Here is a 17047-nt window from a genome sequence, read left to right as displayed (position 1 = left end):
CTTGGGATATTGTAAGAATACAAGTTTAGAAACCTTCGTGCTCTTCGTGTCCTTCGTGGTTAAATTTCATCCCTCATCCTTCATCCTTCTAGTAACTTCTTGGTATACTACAGGGAGGCAACGAAGCCGACCAACATCATAGGAGATATGCTCGATGGATTTCCAGTTAACCCAAGAACAGCAAGAACTACGTCAAACGGTACGTGAATTTGCTGAGCGTGAGTTATTGCCCAAAGCCAAAGAGGTTGATGAAAAAGCCCAAATTCCAGCCTCGACATGGAAAAAAATGGCCGATACCGGCCTCATGGGCTTGCCTTTTGCCGAAGAATTAGGCGGCGCAGGAGCCGATGCGATTAGTGCAGCCCTCGCCGTCGAGGAGATTGCCCGCTGCTGTGGCTCGACCGCACTTTCGTATGCGGCCCACGTTGGTTTAGGCAGCGCCCCAATTGCCATGTTTGGCAACGATCAACAAAAAGAGCAATTTTTGCGGCCTGCCGCCGAAGGTCGCTACCTTGGCGCGTTTGGCCTAACCGAGCCGCACGCAGGCTCAGATGCAGGCTCGACCCGCACCACCGCCGTGCGCGAAGGCAACGAATGGGTGATCAATGGCGCAAAAATGTGGATCACCAACGCTGCCGAAGCTGGCCACTTAATTGTTACTGCAATCACCAATAAAGATCGTGGTAAGCGTGGCATTAGCGCAATCATCATTCCCCAAGGCACCCCTGGCGTCCATTTTGGCAGCCCAGAGCATAAAATGGGCTTGCGTGGCTCGAATACTCACGCCATCACCTTTGATAATGTGCGCGTACCAGCAGAAAACCTGCTGGGAGCCGAGGGCGATGGCTTTGTGCAGTTCCTCAAAGTGCTCGATGGCGGGCGGATTTCGATTGGCGCAATGGCGATTGGCCTAGGCGTTGCGGCCATGGAAGCAGCAGTTAGCTATGCCCGTGAGCGCCAAGCCTTTGGCCATGCGATTGGCAGCTATCAGTCGATTAGCAATATGCTGGCCGATATGGATACCGAGCTGGAAGCTGCTCGCTTGCTGATTTTACGTGCCGCGTGGCTCAAAGAAAACGGCAAGCCCTTCACCCGTGAAGCAGCGATTGCCAAGCTCTACGCCTCGGAAGCCTCAGAACGAGCCTGCCGCAACGCAGTCCAAATCTTTGGTGGCTACGGCTATAGCAGCGAATATCCGGTTGAGCGCTACTATCGCGATACCCGTTTGCTGACGATTGGCGAAGGCACTTCGGAAATTCTGCGCATGGTCATCTCGCGTGGCTTACTTGGCGAACTAGCCTAATTCATTGGCCCAATTGTGCTGCTGATCATTCCAAAATTGATCAGCAGCACGGTAATTGCTTGACAGGCAAACTAATTTCGTTATAATCGTGGGCAACAGTTGGCTGCGAGAGAAGCCCGTTGATTATTCCACATAATCATCCTTCAAACTCCTTCATCATTCAATCCCTCGCCTCATTCCAAATAATTATTTGGTTTATTTTGTTATTCCTAATAATTTATACTATATAGCTTCGTTGAGTAAAGCCTATACTGAAAATTCTAGGATGATCAAAAGATTTTGCCTTGGTTCGCTACGAAATATTAGCCGCAATCGCTTTTTATGGGTTATGTTACTATTATTGGTAGCTTTTAGTTTTTTTGGCGTAAGTGGCGACATTATGTATACACTATTTACTCAATGTTGTGCATACTTAGCTATTGTGTTTGGGCACGAAAGCAAACGTGATCTGCAAGTGCGTGAAATAATATGGAGTACGCGCTATAATCTGGTGAATTATAGTATTGGTCGCTTATTGGCGTATAGTATTGCTACGCTGAGTATTGTGCGTTAACGCTGGATCAGCAGTTTAAGCATTATTACCAGCTTGGCCCTGTGGGCGTTGACCGACAGCTATCACAATGCAATGCTTTGCTTGTTGTCCAAGCAATTATGCCAACCATTATCGCATGGCTGAGTGTTGGCTGCTTAATCGATGACCCAACCATTGACTTAAGCGCCGCGACAGGCCTTGGCATTCGGCGCTTATGGTGGATGCGTAGCTGCCTGATCATTGGCCCAAGTTGGTTGGTTGCGATGCTGCTCTGCACATGGCTTGTGGCCAACGATTGGTTGATTTTCGGCTATAGCAATTTGTTGATGTTTAGCGCGCTCAGCCTCGGCCATTGGATGACCCGCATCACCCGCTACAGCCTAATTGGCGCAATGTTGATTTCATTTATTTTCCTGAGCCAATGGGTTGTACCATTTTGGTGGTTGCCGATGATCATGAAGCAGCGCACGCGGTTTTTCAGGTATTGCTGGCTGAGCGCCATTGGAATGTGCTCATGCTTGGCAGTTTGGGGCTGATTACGGCCTTGTGGGCTTGGTGGTTGTATGGTCGCGAAGAAGCGCTGATTTTGCCCACAACTGAGTAACAGGAGCGGCTGATGTATACAATTCCCTCAGTAACCAGTTCAGGAGCTAAAATATTCTGGTTTGGAATTAAAAAAGCTTTGTTGTATGCATTGATTGCGTTCGTAGCCTATATCATCGCAGTTGTTGTGCTTGGATTTAAGCATAACAATTCAATTATCATCCAAATTATCCTTGTAATGGCAGCTTTTTTCAGTATACCGTCATTAATCTATACAGCAATGCTGCTTTTGCTAACCAAGCAAATAGCACGGATAAAAAATCATTATTATGCGTATATCGTACTTATAACAACAGAGCTCCATCTGGTTGTGATTACGTTAATTGATCAGATAAATGCAAGTCCATTTCGTGCGCCATTGATCAAGCAAATTATCTATACTAACCAACAAGTATTTGAAGGTATTCTAAAACCAGCTACTATCTTGACATTTATCAATACAATAAGCTTTATTTTGCCACCAATCATTGCGGTGTTTACACTCTATCGTTGCCAGCAGCAAAAGCAATTGTATCAAACTACAACATAAAAGCACCTCAATCGTGATTGATTGAAGTGCTTTTTGGATTAATTCAGGTTTACGAAACTTATCGGCGGCCAGAAACTGAGACAGTTTGCTCTTCTTCGCGGCCTTTGAAGACCAAAACAATTGGCGTGCCAATAAAGCCATATTGCTCGCGAATGCGATTTTCGAGGTAGCGCTTGTAGCCAAAGTGCACTTGCTCAGGCGCATTCGAGAAGAACAAGAAGACTGGTGGTTCAGCCTGCGCTTGGGTCGCGTAGAACAAGCGCAAGTGCGCGCCTTTGTGCATGGCTGTTGGTGGATGTTCGCGCACCGCTGCCCGCAACAGGTTGTTAATATCCGAGGTGCTAATCCGTTTGGTGCGTTCGCTCTGGATAGTTTGGGCAATATCGAGCACTTTGGTTGCGCGCTGGCCAGTTTTGGCCGAGATAAACTCAATTGGCGCGTATGGCGCAAAGTGGAACACTTCGGACATAGTGGTTTTGGCATCTTCGTAGCTAAATTTGGCTTTGTCGATTAAGTCCCATTTGTTGACAATAATCGCCAAACCTTTGTTGGCTTCCAACACCATGCCAGCAACGTGGGTATCTTGGGCAGTTGGGCCTTCTTTGGCATCGAGCAACAACAAAGCAATTTGGCAACGCTCGATCGCTTTCATCGTGCGCAACACGCTGTAGCGTTCAATCCCTTGCTCAATTGAACCCCGCCGTCGAATCCCAGCAGTGTCGATCAAGGTAATCGGCATACCTTTATAGGTTAATTTGGTGTCGATTGAATCGCGGGTTGTGCCAGGAATATCGCTGACAACGACCCGTTCTTCGCCGACCAATTTATTCAGCAAGCTCGATTTACCGACGTTTGGTCGCCCAACAATTGCAATTTTCAGCGAATTGTCGTCTTCCTCTTCTTCTTGGCCAGCAGGCAAATTGCGCACGATCTCATCGAGCAAATCGCCTGAGCCAGTGCCGTGATAGGCGCTCAACGCAATTGGGTCGCCCAAGCCAAGGTTATAGAACTCAACCGCATTTTGGCGGCGATCTTCGGTATCTGCTTTGTTTACGCCCAAAACGACGGGCTTGCTGCTACGGCGCAACAAGGCAGCCACTTCTTCATCAGCAGCAATCAAGCCTTCGCGCACATCGACCATAAACACAATGACATCAGCTTCGTCGATCGCTAGTTGGGCTTGTTGGTGGGTGCGACGCACAATTTCGGCCAACGGCAAGTTGGGGTCGTCATCGCCGACCAACAAACCAGCAGTATCGACAATTGTAAAGACGCGGCCATTCCAAATCGTTTCGCCATATTGGCGGTCGCGGGTTGTGCCAGCTTCGTCGGCAATAATTGCTCGGCGCTCGCCAATCAGCTTATTAAACAAGGTCGATTTGCCAACATTCGGTCGGCCAACAATCGCCACAATTGGTTTTTCCATAGCTATACCTCTTTCGCCATCGCTGCCCAAGGGCAACCATCGCTACATTCTACGACGTTCAAGTTGCACAATCGTGGCAGTTTGGCCCAACACAGCGATTGGGAAAGTACCACGAACCCGTAATTCAGGGGTAGCATTGATCTTTTCGCGTAGCACATCGATTTCGGCGGCTAGCGCAACGATGATGCCACCAGGCGCAACAATTCGCGCCCATTCAGCACACACCCCTGAATACAATTGATGCAATTCATCGATATTGTTGACTTGTTTACCAAAGGGCAAATTGGTGACGAGTTTGTTGATTTCGCCTGGTTGGAATGGTAAGTCAGTTGCATCTAAACGGCGAATTGCTAAATCGCCGCCGACACTTGCTAGATTTCTGCTCAAGGCTTTGACGGCTTCACGGCTTTTATCGCCAGCAATCAGCCGCTCAAACGGCCCAACTGCTGCCCGTTCAGCAATGATCGTACCCGTGCCAGCCATCGCATCCAAAAATACATCGTTGGGCTGTGGATTGGAAAGCCGAACCATCGCCGCCGCAATTGCTGGGCGCAACGCAGCAGGCCGATCGACAATTCGGTTAATCCGATGGCGCATTCCGCCAGTCGAGAGCCGAATTGCAACCACAATTTCGCTGCCAAACAGCGTAACCCAAACTTCTACATCGGCTTCTTCTTCGACCAACTTCCAGCGGCCTGGCCACGAATCGCGCACCGCATCGGCCACTGCAATGCCAACTGCTTTACGGGCAAAATCTTGCTTGCCAGTTACCCGCGTAACCACCCGAAACGTGGTTACTTTGGGCGTGCGTCCGCCGTTGAGGGTGAAAACCCGCAGCGCAGTTGGCACTAGCATACTATTTTTGACCGAAGCGTGAATTTGCTTCAAGCCGCCTTGATCGGGCGCAATGTTGAAGGCCCGCGCTGCGACGACGAATAAATCTTCGGCAGTGCGCAAATTAAACAATTCTTTGGAGTTAGTGTCGGTGTGAAACAGCAACATATCATCTTTTTGGGTGACATGGCGCTGAGCAACCAACATTGGTTTTTGCAAGGTGGCATTAATTTCAGCCAACAACAATTGGCCAACTCCAGGTTGAGTTTGCACCGCAAACAACGGGCGGCTCATATCAACGGTTGGCAGGTGCACAAAGGCACGACGGCGCGGTGCTCCAGCTGGTGTTGGCGCGCCAGTTGGGCGGCCAGCAGGATCATGGCGTGGGCCACGGCTTGGCGCGCCAGTTGGGCGGCTAGCGGAATCATTGCGTTGGCCACGACTTGGCGCGCCAGTTGAGCGTGCGCTAGGTCGGCCAGGCCGCGCAGGGCGTGAGTTTGATTGCGGGCCGCGCTCTGGGCTACGGCGTTTTGGGCGTTGGAATGGCATATCTCTTACAACTCGCGCAAAGTGCGAGTTTTCCTTTCATCAGACTAAATCTATGTCAAGCAGCAATCTGCTGACAACCAACCCCACCATTAGCCCGCGCAAATGCCCGAATGACCCAGCCTGCTCAAGCCGATGGTGTTAGGGGAGTACGAAATGGCGCGACATCGTTGATAATCCGATGTTCGCCGCTATCATCACGCAGGCGTTGCGAGCGAACTCGCCCACGATTTATTGCTTGCCAGAGCGCTTCAACACAGACTGCATCAAACTCTGTGTCGGCACCTGCGCGCAACCGCCGAAACGCTTCTTCAATTGGTAAGCCTCTGCGATACGGTCGGTCAGAGGTCATGGCATCAAAGGCATCGGCGACGGCCACAATTCGCCCGCCAAGTGAAATTTGGCCTCGGGCTAAACCATACGGGTAGCCACTGCCATCAAGCCGCTCGTGATGCTGAATGATCACTGGCAGCTCAGTTTGCAACATGCGAATATGGCCAAGAATCCGTTCGCCAATTTCTGGATGCGATTTCATCTCGCCAAATTCAGCGTCGGTTAAACGCCCGGGCTTTTTCAGCACCCCATCGCTAATGCCAATTTTGCCAACATCGTGCAAAATCGCGCCAATCCGCAGATGGTGAATAAAGCTTGGTTCAAGCTCCAACTCTTCAGCAATCGCCACCGCAAATTCCGACACCCGCATAGAATGACCTTCGGTATATGGGTCTTTGGCATCGATCGCCGCCGTCAGGGCTTGAATAACATCGAGAAACAGCTCGTTGACATCGGCGTACAAATCGGCAATTTCCAGTACCGTCGCTGCTTGACGCGCCAAGGTTTGCAACAACAAGATATCATCATCATCAAATCGGCCATCGCGTTTATTCAAAACCTCGATGCAACCAATCAGATGCTCCTCAGATTGCGCACGTTCGCGGCCAAAGGTAATGCAACGGGTCTGCAATGGCACTGCCAAAATCGAGCGCGTAGCAAAGCCAGTCATCTCATCGACGCTGCCATCGTGGCGTTGATCACGTTTGACATCGCCAACGCAGATCGTCTCGCCAGTGGCGGCAACATAACCAGCGATGCCACGGCCCTTGGCCAAGCGCACAGCCTGCACCCGTTCGTGCATATAGCCAGTCGAATGCTGCAAAATTAAATCGCCGCTTTCAGGCTCGGTCAAAAACAGCGAGCTAGCTTCAGCATCGAGCAAAATCCGCGCATAATCGATGATCAGATTCAGCAAGGTTGTGCGGTCGAGCGTCGAGCCAATATGGCCAACAATCTCAACCAAGGCGCTCAAGCGCGATTCGCGTTGCTGGCTTTTTTTCAATAAGCGCGCTTTTTCCACTTCAGCAGCCATCCGATTGCCCAATAGTTTAAGCAAACGTGGCTCTGAGCGTTGCGGATTAAAAATCTGAATCACGCCAACGACCTGTTGTTCGAGCAAGAGCGGCAACGACAAAAGTGAGCGCAATTGCAAGCTGTTGGCCTCGCCCAAACGCCGATCCCAGCGCGGATCGTTGTTTATATCTTCGATCCAGAGTGGCTGGGTTGCCGCAATCGTTGCGCCAACCAAGCCAACATCAATCGGCAAGCGCACGCCAATCAAATGTTGGCTGGCTGGATCGCCGTGGACGACCTGAAAAACAATCTCATCTGCTTCAACCAGATAGAGTGTTCCCGCCTCGCCGCCAGCGATCTCGATCAATAAATCCAACATGCGATTCAGTAATGGGTCAAGCGTCATGCTACTGGCAATTGCATCGGCCCGTTCAATCACCGCCAATACGTGTTCCAACTCAAAGGCACTATCCTGCACAACCGTCTGCGATGTCATACTCATGCTCCACTGGCTTGGGTAGCACTCGCAGGTGGTTGGTGGGCTAGCGCATTGAAGCCTGAGCCATGAAACGGCGCTGCGAGCGCGGTTTTGCTTGGCGGCTAAGTTGGCGCACGACCCGCCGAATTTCATGCGGCATGCGGGCCATGGTCACCTGCGCACCAAGTGCGGTTGCAATTTGTTCAACAGTCCATTCGTCAATTGTGCGAGTTCCGGAGTGATCAAACATCACTTTCGGCAGCATCACAATATCAGCCGGGCCATGCTTTTGTAATTCAGCAACAACATCGCCGCCGGTTAGCAAGCCCGAAACGGTCACCATATCGCCAAAGAATTGATTGACGACAGGGCATAATTCAACAGTCAGGTTTTCGATTCGACTAAGTTGCTCGGCGACTTGTTGCAAGACTGGAGAGGCCAAGGTGGCACACGCCAGCAGCATGCGGGTTGGTTTATCGACAGCGTTTGGCAGCGATGGCACAATTTCTGCCCATTCGTCTTGGAACTGGCGCACCAAGCCAACGCCGTTTTCTAATTGATCGTAGCCTTCGTACAACGAGCCATCTGGCTGTTCGCGGCCAGCCAAGAGATAAAACTCATCGGAAGGATAGACCAAGACCGAGCCATGTTCGGCCATGTAATATTCTTGAAACGGTTCGCAAATGTCGATCACCGCAGCGGCTTCATCGCCGCGATATGGCCGCAACTCAACTTCGGTGGCGGCGCCTAAGCGAGCGCAAAAGCCAAGATTGCCTTCTTTGGCAGCTTGAAACAGTTCGTTGGCAACTGGCGCTTCTTCTTGCCAAATTGGCTGCGCTTCCCAGTTGCTATCAATCCATTCGGCGCTTTCGTGCACACGGATGGCGGCTTTGATGCTTTGTGGTTTCTTGCCTTCAAAGCGATAGCGGGTTAGGCCAACCGGCACAATCGCAATGCTCTGGACGATTGGAAACAACTGGCCCAATTCATGGATGGTTTGGGCCAAGGCTGGGCCATCGTTTAACTGTGGGCATGCTACCACTTGGGTATGCACCTCGATGCCCAAATCACCCAAGCGCCGAATTTGTGCCAGCACATCGGGCACATCGGGTTTGCCGAGGAGAATTGCCCGCAAGGTACGATCAGTCGCGTGGACTGAAATATACATTGGGCCTAAGCGCTGTTCTGCAATCCGATCCCAGTCATCCTCCTTGAGATTCGTCAATGTTACAAAGTTACCATACAAAAACGACAAGCGATAGTCATCGTCCTTAAGGTAGAGTGTTTTGCGGAATCCTTTAGGCATTTGGGTTAGAAAACAGAACGGGCATTTATTGTTGCAGGTTCGGAGGCGGTCGAAGAGTGGCTCGACAAAATCGAGGCCAAGCATATCATCGGGGTTTTTGGTTAATTGGATGCTGCGTTCTTCGCCAGCTTGGCGCACCAGCAACTCAACCTGGTCCTCAGTCATGGCAAAGCGAAAATCAATTACATCGCGCATCACCCGACCGTTGACTTGCAGAATTGCGTCACCAGCTTGTAGCCCAAGTTGCGCACCAGTGCTGCCTGCTGCGACTGCTTGAATAACCCCGCCATTGCCTGGTCGAATATTACTAAGATTTGGTTGATATTCCATAGCACATCACTATTTACTGCGTTAAGCGCGGCGGCTAATCGCACAAAAGGCGCACCTTGCATTGTGCGCCTCATCCGCATTCTATCGCGTCAAATTATCAAGGGCCGTGGCCCAACATTATGTATTATAGCAGAAAGCCTTAATTCTGCTAGCCTATCATTGGGTCTTAGTTGGGTTTATCGATTTAAATTTAATCTATTGATATTAATCGAGCGCCACCCTTCCGTCCCTCCCCTGGAGGGAAACGCAGGGGGTTTTCATCCCCCTGCACCCACTAAAGCGCAATTTGTGAGACTTAACGTGGTAGCACAATCACTTGTTTATCATCAAGGCGGCTGGGCCGATATAAAATTGCCACATTACCAACCAACGCCACCAATGCAGCCTCAGTATCAGCCACCAATTGATCGGTCAATTCGCGACGTTCTTCTTTAAATTCAACAAATTTCACTTTGATCAGTTCATGTGCATCAAGTGCAGCGGCAACAGCGGCCACCACCGTGCTTGAAAGCCCTTGCTTACCAACTTGCACAATTGGCTTGAAATCGTGGGCCAAGCGGCGCAAATATTGGCGTTGATTGCTATTTAAGCTGAGCATTCTTGCCCTTTCAGTGATTAATTTACAAGAAAAAACTGCTGGTTTTCACCAGCAGTCATTCGTGGAGCGGGAAACGAGACTCGAACTCGCGACCTTCTCCTTGGCAAGGAGATGCTCTACCAACTGAGCTATTCCCGCATCGCGTTATGACGCTATTATACACGGCTTTGCGAAAATTGCAAATTTAGCCAAACCCCAGCCAAAACCTACTGCTAAACTCGATCATTTAGCTGATTGCAATGAGCTAAAACCTTTTGTTGATGCTTTGTCAATAGTTTGTTCAAATCTTGTCGCAAGCATAGCTTTCTGCTACACTAGTTTGAACGAAAGGTGTCGATCATGCCTGCTTCTCAACCGCAACGATGCCAACAATGGCAAGCTTCATGAACAGCTTTATTCGCAACATTCGCCACTTTTTGATGGCCAGCGGCAACCTGTATGCGCTGCGTACTGGGCTTTTGCCATGCTTACTGGCTTGGACGGCGTGGCGCCAAACTCAGTTTGTGGGCTTAGGGCTAGCGATCGCAAGTTTTGGTTATCTGGCCCAATATTTGCGTTCTGCTGGGCGTTGGCCAGTGCCTCGCTGGCCATGGCTTGATCAATGGCTAGAATTTGGGCTGGCGCTGCTTATGCCTTTAATCGCCACTAGTTGGTATAGCCCATGGCTATTTGATACCTGGCTGATTTTGGCAACAACGACGAGCCAACTGTCGCGCCGCAGCAGTACTACCTTGGGTATAGTATGGTTGGGCTATAGTGTGGCGCTATTTACCAGCAACAAACTTGGCCAAGCCAATCCAATGTTGTTTAGTATGCTGGTGCTTGGCGTACCAAGTATTTTATTGATCAGCATTAAGCCGCGACCGCTCGAAACCAGCAATCAACCAGCTGAGCGCATGCTCAGTAGCCTGCAAACTGCCCAACGCCGCTTTGAACTCATCAGGACCATTATTGATCATGCGCAGCGCTCGGCGATGGTTGAAGCTGTCTATCATCAGGCACATCATGGTGTCCGTGATTTGGGCTTATTAATTGATGATATTAAGCCCCAAGCAAGCCAACCAAGCTTGGTCGAGCGCTTTAAACCAATTATTGCCCGCTGGCAAGCAACAACATTAATTGACGTGCAACTCCAAACTACAAACATTCCCCACCATGTTAGCCCAGCCCTCGAAGCCTTATTCGTGCGGGCCTTGGAAGAAACTCTCAGCAATGTGGCGCGCCATGCCAAAGCTAGCTTGGTCGAAATATGCCTCCGTGGCGGCGAACAGCAGCTCTATTTAATCGTGCGCGATAACGGAGTTGGCTTGCTCAATGGCCCAATTCAAACTGGCAGCCATGGTTTGCGCTGGCTGCGCTATCGGGCGCAAGAAATTAATGGCTGTTTGGATGTCTACGATGGGGTTGATGGCGGCTTAGTGGTGCAATTGGCAGTACCAACCAATGTCTATGTGGCCTAAAAACAGTAGCCGCCATACAATTGTATGACGACTACTGCAAAAAGAGCGAGTGGGCCAGGCTGCCTGTGACACCCATAGAGGCAAGCGTACCGTTGCTATCTTTCAATCCTGGCGGAGTTGGCAAGCATATGCCGCACAGGGCCCGGCCCATTCGCCATTATAGTCTACAAGCCACTTAAAGTCAAAAAATGTTGATCTTTTGAACTGCCATGGTATACTTGCGATTGCCAGAACAACTACAGACCGTGGTGTCCTAGAAGATAGCGATGTGTCAGTATGCAGCGATGCCAAAACAAGTGCATCGCTTTTTTATTGGATACTTAAATTTTTTTTAGGACAAAAGTCACCCTTGACACTTTTAGTGACAGAGGCCAAAGTAGAAGACGACCATTGGTAGGTAGTCCTTTCTCTTGATATGGTTAAGCGAAGGTACTATTAAAAATTTAGTACCCACGCTTTAGAATATTCTGTTGGCACACAGCCAAAGACACCGTACTATTGTAAGTAGCGCTAAGCAAGCAATTTGGAAGTGAATTCCGGTTGTAATCCAAAGTGGCGGCAGCTTGGCAAGGTGTTGTCTTTTGGTGTAGTGTGGCACATATAGCCAGAAAGTAAGCCACCATGAAGTACCTGCGTCGATCAATTATTGCGCTCGTTCTCTATCTTGCTGCGTTTTTTAACATCGAGCGGCTGGACTTCCAGGGCGAGAATGTTATTGACCTACGTTCATTTGTGTATATTCTCGGTTTAGCAGCCATTATCATCACGCTGATGCTGCCCTATTTTCGCCAACGGCGGCTTTTGGTAGCCATGACCTATTGGGGTGCGATTTACGCAATTATTCGTTTGGCATTTTTCAATAGTGTTTCGTTTGTTGGGGTCGATATTTATTTATCACTTACTGAATTGGTCTTTTTGTTGGTCGGGGTGCGCTTTGCTCACCAAGTTGCGATTGATCTCTACGATTTCGAGCAGGCAGTGATCAACATCACCTTGCCTCAAGTCAATCGTCAAATTCGGCCACTCAACGACTCGAACGACGAAATTCAAACCGAGATGGTGCGCAGTCGCCGGCACCGTCGCCCAATGAGTGTCTTGGTGATCAAGCCCGATCCCCAATCAGTCAATTTGGCGATTCATCGCAGCGTCGAAGAAGTGCAAAAATCAATGATGACCCGCTATGTTGTTACCAGCTTAACCCGGGTTGTTGCCGATGTGATGCGCCGTACCGACATGATTTTTGAGCAACCAAGCTCAAACCAATTTATTGTGATGAGTCCCGAAACGAATGCCGCCAATTCTGTTTCTTTTGCGGAACGCATCAAGGCTGCTGCGTCCGAGAGGCTGGGTGTAGATGTGTTGTGTGGAATTGCATCATTTCCCGACGATGCCCTAACATTTGATGAGTTGATTCGCGAGGCCGATACGCGGGCGTTGCGGCAACTCAAAGCGGTTAAACCACAAGACACACGCTCGACCGTTCAGACTGAAATTTAAAGCGCCACCATGCAGCGTGCAGAAAGGAACCGTCATGGCTTCTTCACTCAATTATCGTGAAAATCCAGCCTATGCCTGGCTGTTTCAAGTTCAACCCAATCGCTCACCAATGGCTCGCAAGATCTATTTGATTAATAAACGAGCGATGGATTTGTTGATTTTATTATTGGCCATGCCATTTTTGCTGCCATTCTTCCTCTTATGTGCCATTTTGATTAAAATCGATTCGCCCAACGGGCCGATCATGTTTACCCAAAAACGCACAGGCAAGGGCGGACGCACCTTCCGCATGTATAAATTTCGCACAATGGTGCCCAACGCTGAGGAAATGAAAAAGCAGTTGATGCACCTCAACGAGCTGCAATGGCCCGATTTCAAAATTAGCAACGATCCGCGCATCACTAAGGTTGGCAAGTTTTTGCGCAAAACCAGCCTCGATGAGCTGCCTCAGTTGCTCAATGTGATCAAAGGCGAGATGAGCCTTGTCGGCCCGCGCCCAACCTCGTTTGGCGCCCACACCTACGACTTGTGGCAAACCGAGCGCCTCGATGTGCAACCAGGTTTGACTGGGCTTTGGCAATTATTCGGTCGCGCCAGCACCGAATTCCATGATCGCTTGCTTTTGGATATTGCCTATATCGAGCGCCGCTGCTTGTGGATCGATATTCAGATTCTGTTCCGCACCATCCCAGCCGTGTTGAAGCAGCGGGGTGCGCATTAGTGCCACAACCAATTGCTTACATGATGTCACGTTTCCCACATTTGTCGGAAACGTTTATTCTGCGTGAAATGCTCGAAATGGAGCGCTTGGGCTGGGATGTGAAGCTGTTTCCGTTGATGTTGCAACAACAGGCAGTTGTGCACGATGAAGCGAAGCGCTGGATTCCACAGGCGCAGGCGCAGCCGTTTATCTCGCCGCATGTTGCGCTGAGTAGCCTGCAACGCTTGGCCAAACAACCGCTCAAAACTGGCGGCATCGTGGCCAAAACGGTGGCCGAAAGCGCCAACAGCCCAAGCGAATTAGTGCGCAAACTGGCCTTGATTCCCAAAGCCATCACGCTCGCCAAGCATATGCAGGAGCAACAGATTGCGCATATTCATTGCCATTATGCAACCTATCCTGCCTTCGCGGCGTGGATTATCAATCGATTAACGGGCATTCCCTATTCGTTCACAGTCCATGGCCACGATATTTTTGTGAATCGAGCGATGCTGCCAACCAAAGCTCGCGGAGCCAGCGCAATTATTGCCATCGCTGAATTCCACCGCGAATTTTTGGTTGAAAAACTAGGCGAATGGGTACGCGATCGGATTCATATTGTGCATTGTGGCATTCGCCCAGAGCGCTATCAACCGCAACCAAAGCCAGCAGGCGAACGCTTCGAAATTTTGACCACTGGCAGCCTGCAAGATTACAAAGGTCATCCATTCTTGATTCAGGCATGCAGCTTCTTGCGCGACCGTGGCGTAAACTTCCGCTGCCGCATTATTGGCGGCGGCGAAGATAAACCAATGCTTGAGCAATTGATTGCCGAAAAACAATTAACGGGCATGGTCGAATTGCTTGGCCCACAGCCAGAAACCGCTGTGCGCGAGCTATTAGCAACTGCTGATTGCTATGTGCAAGCAAGCATCATTACCCCAGCAGGCAAGATGGAAGGTGTTCCTGTATCGTTGATGGAAGCCTTGGCCTGCGAATTACCAGTTGTGGCCTCGCGGATGTCGGGCATTCCCGAACTGGTGCGCCCCGGCGAAACTGGCTATCTCGTGCCACCAGCCAACGCCGCTGCCTTGGCCGACCAACTGCTCTACGTGCGCGATAACCCTGAGGAAGCAGCGCGCTATGCAGCGCGTGGCCGCGAACTGGTGCAAAGCGATTTCAATTTGGTAACTTGTGTCGAGCAACTTTCCGAAACCTTACTCGCCGTAAATCCCGCTTTGCAACGACCAATTCAACGCAATGCCTAAACCTAGGAGCAGCAGGAATGCCCCAAAAGATTGCTTTTCTCAAAATTCGCGATTTTTCGTTTATTAATCCCAATCTGATCGCTCAATTCAAGCGGGTATTTCCTGAATATACGCTCGAGGTTTTCGATTTTAAAGATTGGCTTAAACATAATCCACATTTGTATCTGTTGGCGATGGCCGCCGTTTACAAGGAATATGGCCGCGAGATTTTGGCTGGCAAGAAGCAGCCCAACCCACATTTATTTGTTACACGCTGGATTGGCAAACGGATCAAAAAACTGGTTCAACAACGCTTTAATCCGCGTGATTATGCTTTTGCTTTTCAGACCCAAACCTTTTTTGATGCAAGTGTGGCTGGCTTGCCGCATTTTATCTATACCGACCACACCTTGCGCGCCAACTGGCGCTACAAACTTTTTGATCCTAGCAAAATTCAATACTCAGCCGAATGGCGCGCGGCGATTGAGCCTGAGATTTATCGCAATGCAAGCAAAATCTTTTTTGCCAGCAATTTTGCCCGCAATTCAGCAATTGAAGATTACAACTATCCTGCTGAAAAAGCCGAGTGTGTCTATACAGGTATTAATGTTAAAATAGACCCACCAACCAATAAAGATTACGCCGCCAAACGAATCTTATTTGTTGGAGTAGAATGGGAGCGCAAAGGCGGGCCAGAAGTTGCCGAAGCCTTCAAGCGCATCCAAACCCAGCATCCAGACGCAACATTAACCATCGTGGGATGCACGCCAGAGCTTGATTTGCCCAATTGCCAAATTATTGGGCGCGTGCCGCGTGAAGAAGTGGTGCAACACTTCCGTGAGGCGACGATTTTTTGCATGCCAAGCAGAATCGAGCCAGCAGGAATTGCCTTCACCGAAGCGGCAATGTATAAATTACCGATTATTTCGGCCAACAGTGGCGGCCTGCCCGACCGCGTGCTGCATGGCCAAACGGGCTATCTGATTGAACCTGGCGATGTTGATAGCTTGACCACGTATTTAAGTGATTTATTGGATCACCCAGAACGCTGTCGCGAGTTTGGTGAAGCTGGCTACCAACTCGCGCATCGTGAATTTACTTGGGATCGCGTTGGCGATCGCATTCGGGCTGCTATTCTTTCAACTATTCAACCAACGCAGCGCATGGCCTAGCCAGCAGTCGGCGCTGCAACAAAGGAACTGTTGCTATGGAATTTCGTCATTATCTTCGAATGTTAGGGCGCGGCTGGTGGCTGATCGCTCTGGCAGCATTAACTGGGGCAACCTTGGCGCTTGCCCGCTCTTATGTAACCGAGCCTGAGTACCGCACGCGCACGCGGCTGTTGCTCAGCCCAAACTTGGCCCGCGTTGATAGCGGCCAAGAATTATATAGCGTTACCACCTTGCAAAACCGTACAATCGTCAACACGATTGCCGAAATTCTCAATAGCGGCAGCCCGTTCAAGGAAACCGGCGGCGGCCTGAATTTGCCGCCAAGCGAAGTCGTGCGCTATAAAAACAATGCAGTCACAGTTCCCGAAGCTAATGTTTTGGAGGTCTATGTTGATGGGCCTGATGCAAAGACCACCGCGCTGTTGGCCAACAGCTTGGCGCAACGCACCATCGATTTTGTTGACCAAAAATACCCCAGCTATAGCCTGACCGTGCTTGACCCAGCCTTGCCTTCATCGGTTCCCCAAAGCCCCAAGCCTGTGCGTGATACCACCTTGGCCTTGATTTTGGGCGCAGTGGTTGGGGCAATTATCGCAATTGTCCAAGCCCAATTGAAAACACCGTTGGAAGCTCTGCGCCGCCGCAGCACAATCGATGCGGTTTCGACGGCCTTCACACGACGCCACTTCGACCAACAAGCCAAAGATGCGCTTGCACGCAGTTCCATCGCCTCGTTGGGCTTAGTTTATCTCGATGGCATGCAAGATGTGATTGATAGTATGCCTGCGCCCGTGGTGCAGCGCGTCCTGCGTCACGCCAAAAATGTGTTGCGCAACGAATTGCGTGGCAACGATATTATTGGGCGCTGGGATAACACCACCTTCTCGATATTGCTGCCTGAAACCCCAGAAATTGCCGCCACCCGCACGCTCGACCGGATTTTGAACGCGCTTGATCAGCCTGTTGAAACCGGAATTGACGATGTGGTGGTAAAACTCACGCCTTACGCTGGGGGCGCGACTCGTCGCAACAACATGGCCTATGGTCAATTAGTCGAAGAAGCTGAAGCCGCCTTGACCCGCTCGTATCGCAGTGGCGAAAAGAACGTGCTCTTCTCTGCCGTCGAACAACCGGCCTAA

At 50.2% G+C, this 17047-nt stretch carries 14 protein-coding genes, 1 tRNA gene and 1 other RNA gene; 9 read left to right on the top strand and 7 right to left on the bottom strand.

What is annotated here, in order from left to right:
* The first annotated feature begins 154 nt into the window (after positions 1–154).
* The 3 genes from SE18_RS20445 (at position 155) to SE18_RS20430 (ending at position 2967) form a co-directional block, all read left to right on the top strand.
* On the top strand, positions 155–1303 hold the full coding sequence (locus SE18_RS20445; protein WP_054536327.1) for an acyl-CoA dehydrogenase: 1149 nt from the start codon (positions 155–157) through the stop codon (positions 1301–1303).
* 651 nt (positions 1304–1954) lie between these two features.
* A complete protein-coding gene (locus SE18_RS20435) occupies positions 1955–2371 on the top strand; it encodes a hypothetical protein (RefSeq protein ID WP_152976704.1) in 417 nt (138 codons plus the stop codon).
* An 80-nt stretch (positions 2372–2451) separates the two neighbouring features.
* Positions 2452–2967, top strand: a complete 516-nt coding sequence (locus SE18_RS20430; protein WP_054536324.1) for a hypothetical protein — start codon at positions 2452–2454, stop codon at positions 2965–2967.
* Positions 2968–3025: 58 nt separating this feature from the next.
* On the opposite strand, the gene der is transcribed toward SE18_RS20430, so the two are convergent.
* The 6 genes from der to SE18_RS20400 form a co-directional block, all read right to left on the bottom strand.
* Positions 3026–4393 carry a ribosome biogenesis GTPase Der gene (gene der / locus SE18_RS20425; RefSeq protein ID WP_054536323.1) on the bottom strand — a complete coding sequence of 456 codons (1368 nt, stop codon included), beginning with the start codon at positions 4391–4393 and terminating at the stop codon, positions 3026–3028.
* Positions 4394–4435: 42 nt separating this feature from the next.
* A complete protein-coding gene (locus SE18_RS20420) occupies positions 4436–5776 on the bottom strand; it encodes a THUMP domain-containing class I SAM-dependent methyltransferase (RefSeq protein WP_054536322.1) in 1341 nt (446 codons plus the stop codon).
* A 124-nt stretch (positions 5777–5900) separates the two neighbouring features.
* Positions 5901–7616 carry an HD domain-containing phosphohydrolase gene (locus tag SE18_RS20415; RefSeq protein ID WP_152976703.1) on the bottom strand — a complete coding sequence of 572 codons (1716 nt, stop codon included), beginning with the start codon at positions 7614–7616 and terminating at the stop codon, positions 5901–5903.
* A 46-nt stretch (positions 7617–7662) separates the two neighbouring features.
* Positions 7663–9234 (bottom strand): DUF512 domain-containing protein, encoded by a 1572-nt coding sequence (locus SE18_RS20410; RefSeq protein ID WP_054536321.1) that lies wholly within the window; start codon positions 9232–9234, stop codon positions 7663–7665.
* 295 nt (positions 9235–9529) lie between these two features.
* Positions 9530–9832, bottom strand: a complete 303-nt coding sequence (gene yhbY / locus SE18_RS20405) for a ribosome assembly RNA-binding protein YhbY (RefSeq protein ID WP_054536320.1) — start codon at positions 9830–9832, stop codon at positions 9530–9532.
* Positions 9833–9894: 62 nt separating this feature from the next.
* Positions 9895–9970: transfer RNA gene (locus tag SE18_RS20400), tRNA-Gly, on the bottom strand.
* Between the two features lie 245 nt (positions 9971–10215).
* Here SE18_RS20400 and SE18_RS20395 point away from each other — a divergent pair.
* Positions 10216–11292: a sensor histidine kinase gene (locus tag SE18_RS20395; RefSeq protein WP_152976702.1), complete on the top strand. Its 1077-nt coding sequence runs from the start codon at positions 10216–10218 to the stop codon at positions 11290–11292.
* A 49-nt stretch (positions 11293–11341) separates the two neighbouring features.
* Here SE18_RS20395 and ffs read toward each other — a convergent pair.
* Positions 11342–11440, bottom strand: an RNA gene (gene ffs, locus SE18_RS26935) — signal recognition particle sRNA small type.
* 473 nt (positions 11441–11913) lie between these two features.
* On the opposite strand from ffs, the gene SE18_RS20390 reads away from it, so the two are divergent.
* Genes SE18_RS20390 through SE18_RS20370 form a run of 5 tightly spaced genes read left to right on the top strand, consistent with a single transcriptional unit; the run spans position 11914 to position 17047 of the window.
* Complete coding sequence (locus tag SE18_RS20390; RefSeq protein WP_054536318.1) at positions 11914–12789, top strand: nucleotidyl cyclase domain-containing protein; 876 nt, start codon at positions 11914–11916, stop codon at positions 12787–12789.
* Between the two features lie 34 nt (positions 12790–12823).
* Entirely contained in the window at positions 12824–13510 is a 687-nt protein-coding gene (locus SE18_RS20385) for a sugar transferase (protein WP_054536317.1), read from the top strand.
* Entirely contained in the window at positions 13510–14757 is a 1248-nt protein-coding gene (locus tag SE18_RS20380; RefSeq protein WP_054536316.1) for a glycosyltransferase, read from the top strand. Before SE18_RS20385 ends, SE18_RS20380 begins: the two co-directional genes overlap by 1 nt.
* A 17-nt stretch (positions 14758–14774) precedes the next feature.
* A complete protein-coding gene (locus SE18_RS20375) occupies positions 14775–15908 on the top strand; it encodes a glycosyltransferase family 4 protein (RefSeq protein WP_054536315.1) in 1134 nt (377 codons plus the stop codon).
* A 35-nt stretch (positions 15909–15943) separates the two neighbouring features.
* Positions 15944–17047: a YveK family protein gene (locus SE18_RS20370; protein ID WP_054536314.1), complete on the top strand. Its 1104-nt coding sequence runs from the start codon at positions 15944–15946 to the stop codon at positions 17045–17047.

It is taken from the genome of Herpetosiphon geysericola (assembly GCF_001306135.1).
Lineage (GTDB): Bacteria > Chloroflexota > Chloroflexia > Chloroflexales > Herpetosiphonaceae > Herpetosiphon > Herpetosiphon geysericola.
The sequence above is the reverse complement of the archived record's forward strand: the minus strand, read 5'-3'. Positions and strand labels throughout refer to the sequence as shown.